This is a genomic window from Mesorhizobium sp. (assembly GCF_017306585.1).
In the GTDB taxonomy this organism is placed as follows: Bacteria; Pseudomonadota; Alphaproteobacteria; order Rhizobiales; family Rhizobiaceae; genus Mesorhizobium.
In genome coordinates, this window is record NZ_JAFKIC010000086.1 from 1 (window position 1) to 5,574 (window position 5,574).

Consider the following 5,574-nt stretch of genomic DNA (forward strand, 5'->3'; position numbering starts at 1 on the left):
GAGGTTTCGATCCTCAACATGAAGATGGATAGGGCGCGCGGCAGCGTTCCCTCCCCCTTGTGGGGAGGGTTAGGGTGGGGGTCCCCTTCGCAAGAATCCATCGCAAGAATCCATATGCGATTGCCCTCCCCTCAAGGAGGAGGGAAAGCGCTCATCCTGGCGGCGATGTCGCGCAAAACAGCCTCATCGGCCGCGGTGCGGGTCTTCCGCGAAGCCACAAGGCAGGCTTGGGATTTCAGGACGACACCATCGCCCAGCACCTTGAGATGGTTGGCGCGCAGCGTCGAGCCGGACGAGGTGATGTCGACGATGACGTCGGCAAGGCCGGCGGCCGGCGCTCCCTCGGTCGCGCCGAGGCTTTCGACGATCCGATAGACCTGGATGCCGTGCTTCTGCGAGAAGAACTGCTGCGTCAGCCGCCAGTATTTGGTGGCGATCCGCAGCCGCCGACCGTGGCGCTGGCGGAAATCGGCGGCGACGTCGTCGAGGTCGGCCATGGTGTCGACGTCGAGCCAGATTTCGGGCACCGCGACAACGACATCGGCATGGCCGAAGCCGAGACGGGCGACGATTTCGGCGCGTGTTTCCCAATCGGCGATGTTTTCCCGCACCAGATCCTCGCCGGTGATGCCGAGATCGACCGCGCCCTGCCCGATCTCGCCCGATATCTCCGAAGCCGACAGGAAAGCGACCTCGACATTGTCCAGGCCCTCGACGCGGGCGTGATACTTGCGCTCGTCGCTGGGCAGGCTGACGGACAGGCCGGCTTTGGCCAGCACTTCCAGCGCCTGCTCTTTCAGCCGGCCCTTCGACGGGATCGCCAGCGTGATCATGATGCCGTCTCCCGCAGCGCCTCGATGCGGTCGAGCCAGACCGAGAAGCCGACGCCTGGGATCGCGGTCTTGGCGCCGAGCAGCGTCAGCAACCGGTCGTAGCGGCCACCGCCGGCCAAGGGACGCTCGCCATTGGCGGCCGCGATCTCGAAGACCACGCCCGTATAGTAATCCAGCGGACGGCCGAAGGCTGCGTCGTAGCGGATGGCCTTGGCCGGCAGGCCATGCACTTCGATCGCCTTGGCACGAGCGGAAAATTTCTCCAGGGCCGCGCCCAGCGAAAGCCCGGCGCCGGCGGCGAAACTCTCCAGGGCCATCGCCGCGCCATCGAGCGGCACGTCGATCGCCAGAAAGTCCTTCAGTGCGGCGAAGGCCTCGTTTGAAAGCCGCACGCTGCGCAATTCGGCCTTTTCGATCAGCCTGCGGGCAATATCGGCGGGCGCACGCCCAGCGGACGCCGACAGGCCGGCCTCTTCCATGCCGCCGGCGATATGGGCGGAGAGACCTTCAATGTCTCCATCCAGAACAAGCGTCGCGATGTCGCCCGAGAGCTGCCCGTTGCGCGGTGGGTTTGCCAGATCGGCAAGGGCTGCCTCAAGCATCGGCGCCGAGCCGAAGGCCCGGGCCAGGCGCATGCGCCAGCCGCGCGGCAGCCCGAGCGCCGCCAGCACCGCCTCGAAGATGCCCTGGTCGCCAAGCGTGATCGCCAGCGGCTGGCCGGGCAGCACCAGGGTGAGCAACGCATGCGCGTCAGCCACCGAACGGGCATCGGCTTGCGCGGTATCGCGGTCGCCGAGATCCTCGATGCCTGCCTGGAAGAATTCGTTGCCGCCCTCGCGGCGCTGCCGGAACACCTCGCCTAGATAGGAATAGCGGCGCGGCGTGCCGGCCTGGCTGGCAATATGGTCGAGACAGACCGGAATGGTGAATTCCGGCCGCAGGCACAGCGTCTTGCCGGTCTCGCTCTCGGTCAGGAAGATGCGGCGCCGCAGGTCTTCGCCCGCCATGTCGAGAAAAGGGTCGGCCGGCTGCAGCACGGCGACCTCGACGGCATGCGTGTTGCGCGCCGCGAAGAGGTTTGTGATGTCGGCAGAGATCGAGGGGTAGCGGGAGGTCATATGCTACGCCCTACCCTTCTCCCCTTGTGGGAGAAGGTGGCCTCGCGAAGCGAGGTCGGATGAGGGGTGCGTGACGGAATGAGGCGTTGGCGTTCCCTGGAACACCCCTCATCCGTCTCGGCGCTCCGCGCCGATCCACCTTCTCCCACAAGGGGAGAAGGGAAGAACAGCGCAGCGCCGCTCATCACTTGGCCCTCTCCTCGGCCTGCGCCGCGAGTATCTTCCTCACCTCGGCGACCAGTTCGCCTTCCGCCACCGTCACCTGGGCCGGTCTTGCCGCGCGCCATTCGGCGTTGTCGGTGATCTCGGCAGACATGCGCGAGCCTTCGATCCGGTCCTTGATCTGCAATTCGCCCCTGGCGCGCTCGTCGCCGCCCTGGATGATTGCTACCGGACAGCCGCGCCGGTCGGCGTATTTCAGCTGCGCCTTCATGCCGGCGCCGCCCAGGTACATTTCGGAGCGGATGCCGGCGGCGCGCAGCTCGCTCACCATCTTCTGGTAGCGGCCGAGGCTCTCGGTGTCCTTGTCCATGACCAGCACCACCACGGGTGCGATCACGTCGGCGCTGTCGAGCTTGCCGAGGTTCTTCAGGGCCGTCATGAGCCTGGACACGCCGATGGAAAAACCGGTCGCAGGCACCGGTTCACCGCGGAAGCGCGAGACGAGACCGTCATAGCGCCCACCGCCACCGACCGAGCCGAAGCGCACGATCTGGCCGTCCTCGTTGGGGATTTCCGCCAGGAGCTCGGCCTCGAAGACCGGGCCGGTGTAGTATTCGAGGCCGCGTACGACGGAAAAATCAATCTTAATTCTGTCTTCGCCGTAGCCGGCAGCCCGAACCAACGGTTCGATCTGCTCGAGAAGTTCATTCAATCCGTCGTCATATGGCAGATGGGCCAAGCCACCGTGAGCATCGGGAACCCCGCCCGTCTGACCAGTGATCTGATCTAGGTTCTGCTGTAACTCACGAGCGTTCTTAGCGCTAACCACCGCAAGCACATGTTGAATTTGGTTGGGAGCTAGACCTGCACCCTTTGTAAAATCTCCACTCTCGTCCTTGCGGCCCTCACCCAGAAGCAGCCGGACCCCCTCAACACCCAGCTTGTCCAGCTTGTCGATGGCGCGCAGCACCGTCAGCCGGCGGCCGGCATTGTCCTCACCACCAAGGCCGATCGCCTCAAGCACCCCGTCCAGCACCTTGCGGTTGTTGACGCGGATCACGTAGTCGCCGCGCCCGATGCCGAGCGCTTCCATCACGTCCGCCATCATCATCGCCATTTCGGCGTCGGCGGCGACACCGGGTGTGCCGATCGTATCGGCGTCGAACTGCATGAACTGGCGGAAACGGCCGGGGCCGGGCTTCTCGTTGCGGAACACCCAGCCTGAACGGTAGCTGCGATAGGGCTTTGGCAGGCGCTCGAAATTCTCAGCGACGAAACGCGCCGTCGGCGCCGTCAGGTCGTAGCGCAGCGAGAGCCACTGGTCGTCATCATCCTGGAAGGAGAACACGCCTTCGTTCGGCCGATCCTGGTCGGGCAGGAATTTTCCCAGCGCATCGGTGTATTCGATCAGCGGCTGGTCGGCCGGCTCGAAGCCATAGAGCTCGTAGACCGAGCGGATCGTCGCCATCATCTTCTCGACGGCGCGGATGTCCTCGGCGCTGCGGTCGGCAAACCCGCGCGGCAGCCGCGCTTTCGTCTTTTCCGATTTGTCGGCCATGGGATTTTCGCTCGGTGTTTCGTGATGATTGCGGGTCGATAAATTAGCGACAGTCGCTAATCCCGTGTCCTAACCGATGCCGCATGGAGCGGCAAGGCCGCGCGAGGTCGTGCTTGGCCCGACTGCACCAAACCACTACGGAAACGAACCAATTCCGCCACAAGCGCGGCGTTGTGCCGACACAATCGCCACAGATAAAGCAAATGGAAACAAGAGGATCGGGCCATGGCGATGGCGCGCAAATTCGACATCCCCGACGGCGCCAGCAACATGCGTGCCCATCTGCGCCCCGCCGACACCCACAGCCACAAGATGACGAGCCAGGCAGCCGGTCCGTTCGAACCGACTTCCGGCGAAGGCGTTGGCGCCACCATGCGTGACGCAATGGTGACTGGCCTTATGGTGATCTATCCGGCTCTCGCCACCGTGGCGGCGATTTTTGCCGGGCTTTATTTCTCCGGAGCTACCGGCACCTGACCGGTGCCGGCTTGTTCGCGGGTCGGCGCCGTGGCTACTTCGGCCGCCTGAAAGCCTTGCGCTGCTTCTCGACCTCCTTGCGGCAGACACAGCCCTCGAGGTGATCGTTCACCAAGCCCATCGCCTGCATGAAGGCATAGACCGTGGTCGGGCCGACGAAGCTCCAGCCGCGCTTCTTCAGTTCCTTCGAAATTCGCACCGACACAGCGGTTGTGGGATTGGCGCGCAGATGGGCGAGGTCGACAATCCCGGGCCGTTCGTCCTTGCCGGGCTCGAACTTCCAGAACCAGGCGGCGAGCGAGCCGAATTCGTCGACCATTTCGCGGGCGCGCCTGGCATTGTTGATGGTCGAGACGATCTTGCCGCGATGGCGGATGATGCCGGCATTGCCGAGCAGGCGCTCGACGTCCTTGTCGGTGAAGGCGGCGACCTTATCGAAGTCGAAGCCGGCGAAGGCCTCGCGAAAATTCTCGCGCTTGCGCAGAATGGTCAGCCAGGACAGACCCGACTGGAACCCTTCCAGGCAGATTTTCTCGAACAGCCTGCGGTCATCGGCCACCGGCCGGCCCCATTCATGGTCGTGATAGTGCAGATAGTCGGGCAGGTTGCCGTGCCAGAAGCAGCGTACGACCCCGTCAGGACCGGCAAGCAGGCCGGTATTTTCATTGCTCATTGCGCAAAATCCATTCGTTAACGCGCTATCGCGCTGCTTTTACCGTGGCTTTACCAGATTCCTGAACCCGCCGGTAACCACACCAAAAGGTTTACTGACAAAGCCGCATTTTACGCATTCCGATTCATGTTTCGGTTGCTGCTGGCCGCCAATGATCTCGCCAACCGGGAGCGTTCTTGCCCGGTATGTCAGACGATCAAGGTGCGTTCCGATGAGAATCCTGCTTCCTTTGTTCGGCGCGGCGGCGCTTGCCGCGAGCGCCATGCCTTCGCACGCCGACGACCGCTATGCCGACCGGCCGCCGGTGATGGTGAGCCCCGATCTTTCCGCGCCCTGGGTGCTGCAGCTTGGCCATGCTCCCGGCATCGTGCGGCAGAACCGCCAGGCCGTGCAGCAGCAGCCGCGTGTGCGCTATGCGCAGCCCGACCGGGTGCAGACCGCAGGCGTGCCGACGCCGGCCAAGCGCATGGTGATGCGGCCGCAGATCAACCCGATGTACCTGCCCCAGGAAGTCGCCTATGACGGCGCGCAGAAGCCGGGTACCATCGTCATCGATACCCATCAGAACTTCCTCTTCCTCATCGAGAAGAACGGCAAGGCTCGGCGCTACGGCGTCGGCACCGGCAAGCCGGGGTTCGAATGGTCGGGCACGCACAAGATCACCAACAAGCGCGAGTGGCCGGACTGGCGCCCGCCGGCGGAGATGATCAAGCGCGAGGCCGCGAAAGGCCGTTACCTGCCGACCTATCTGGC

The 5,574-nt window shown here is 64.2% G+C and carries 6 protein-coding genes; 2 read left to right on the forward strand and 4 right to left on the reverse strand.

Annotation, left to right across the window (positions count from 1 at the left end):
- Window positions 1-131: 131 nt before the first annotated feature.
- From hisG to hisS, 3 genes are all read right to left on the reverse strand, one after another.
- Window positions 132-833, reverse strand: a complete 702-nt coding sequence (gene hisG / locus J0I79_RS03040; RefSeq protein WP_292855251.1) for an ATP phosphoribosyltransferase — start codon at window positions 831-833, stop codon at window positions 132-134.
- Complete coding sequence (locus tag J0I79_RS03045; RefSeq protein WP_292855252.1) at window positions 830-1,951, reverse strand: ATP phosphoribosyltransferase regulatory subunit; 1,122 nt, start codon at window positions 1,949-1,951, stop codon at window positions 830-832. The genes hisG and J0I79_RS03045 overlap by 4 nt, the downstream gene beginning before the upstream one ends.
- A 184-nt stretch (window positions 1,952-2,135) precedes the next feature.
- Window positions 2,136-3,671, reverse strand: coding sequence for a histidine--tRNA ligase (hisS, locus tag J0I79_RS03050; protein ID WP_292855253.1), 1,536 nt, complete (start codon window positions 3,669-3,671; stop codon window positions 2,136-2,138).
- A 225-nt stretch (window positions 3,672-3,896) separates the two neighbouring features.
- Here hisS and J0I79_RS03055 point away from each other — a divergent pair, with 225 nt between their 5' ends.
- The gene (locus J0I79_RS03055) at window positions 3,897-4,148 is read left to right on the forward strand and encodes a hypothetical protein (protein ID WP_292855254.1); all 252 of its coding nucleotides are present in this window, start codon (window positions 3,897-3,899) and stop codon (window positions 4,146-4,148) included.
- 34 nt (window positions 4,149-4,182) lie between these two features.
- Here the strand turns inward: J0I79_RS03055 and J0I79_RS03060 are convergent, their stop codons facing one another.
- A complete protein-coding gene (locus J0I79_RS03060; protein ID WP_292855255.1) occupies window positions 4,183-4,821 on the reverse strand; it encodes a DNA-3-methyladenine glycosylase I in 639 nt (212 codons plus the stop codon).
- 211 nt (window positions 4,822-5,032) lie between these two features.
- On the opposite strand from J0I79_RS03060, the gene J0I79_RS03065 reads away from it, so the two are divergent.
- The coding region (locus J0I79_RS03065) for a L,D-transpeptidase (RefSeq protein ID WP_292855256.1) at window positions 5,033-5,574 on the forward strand (542 nt) is incomplete at its 3' end.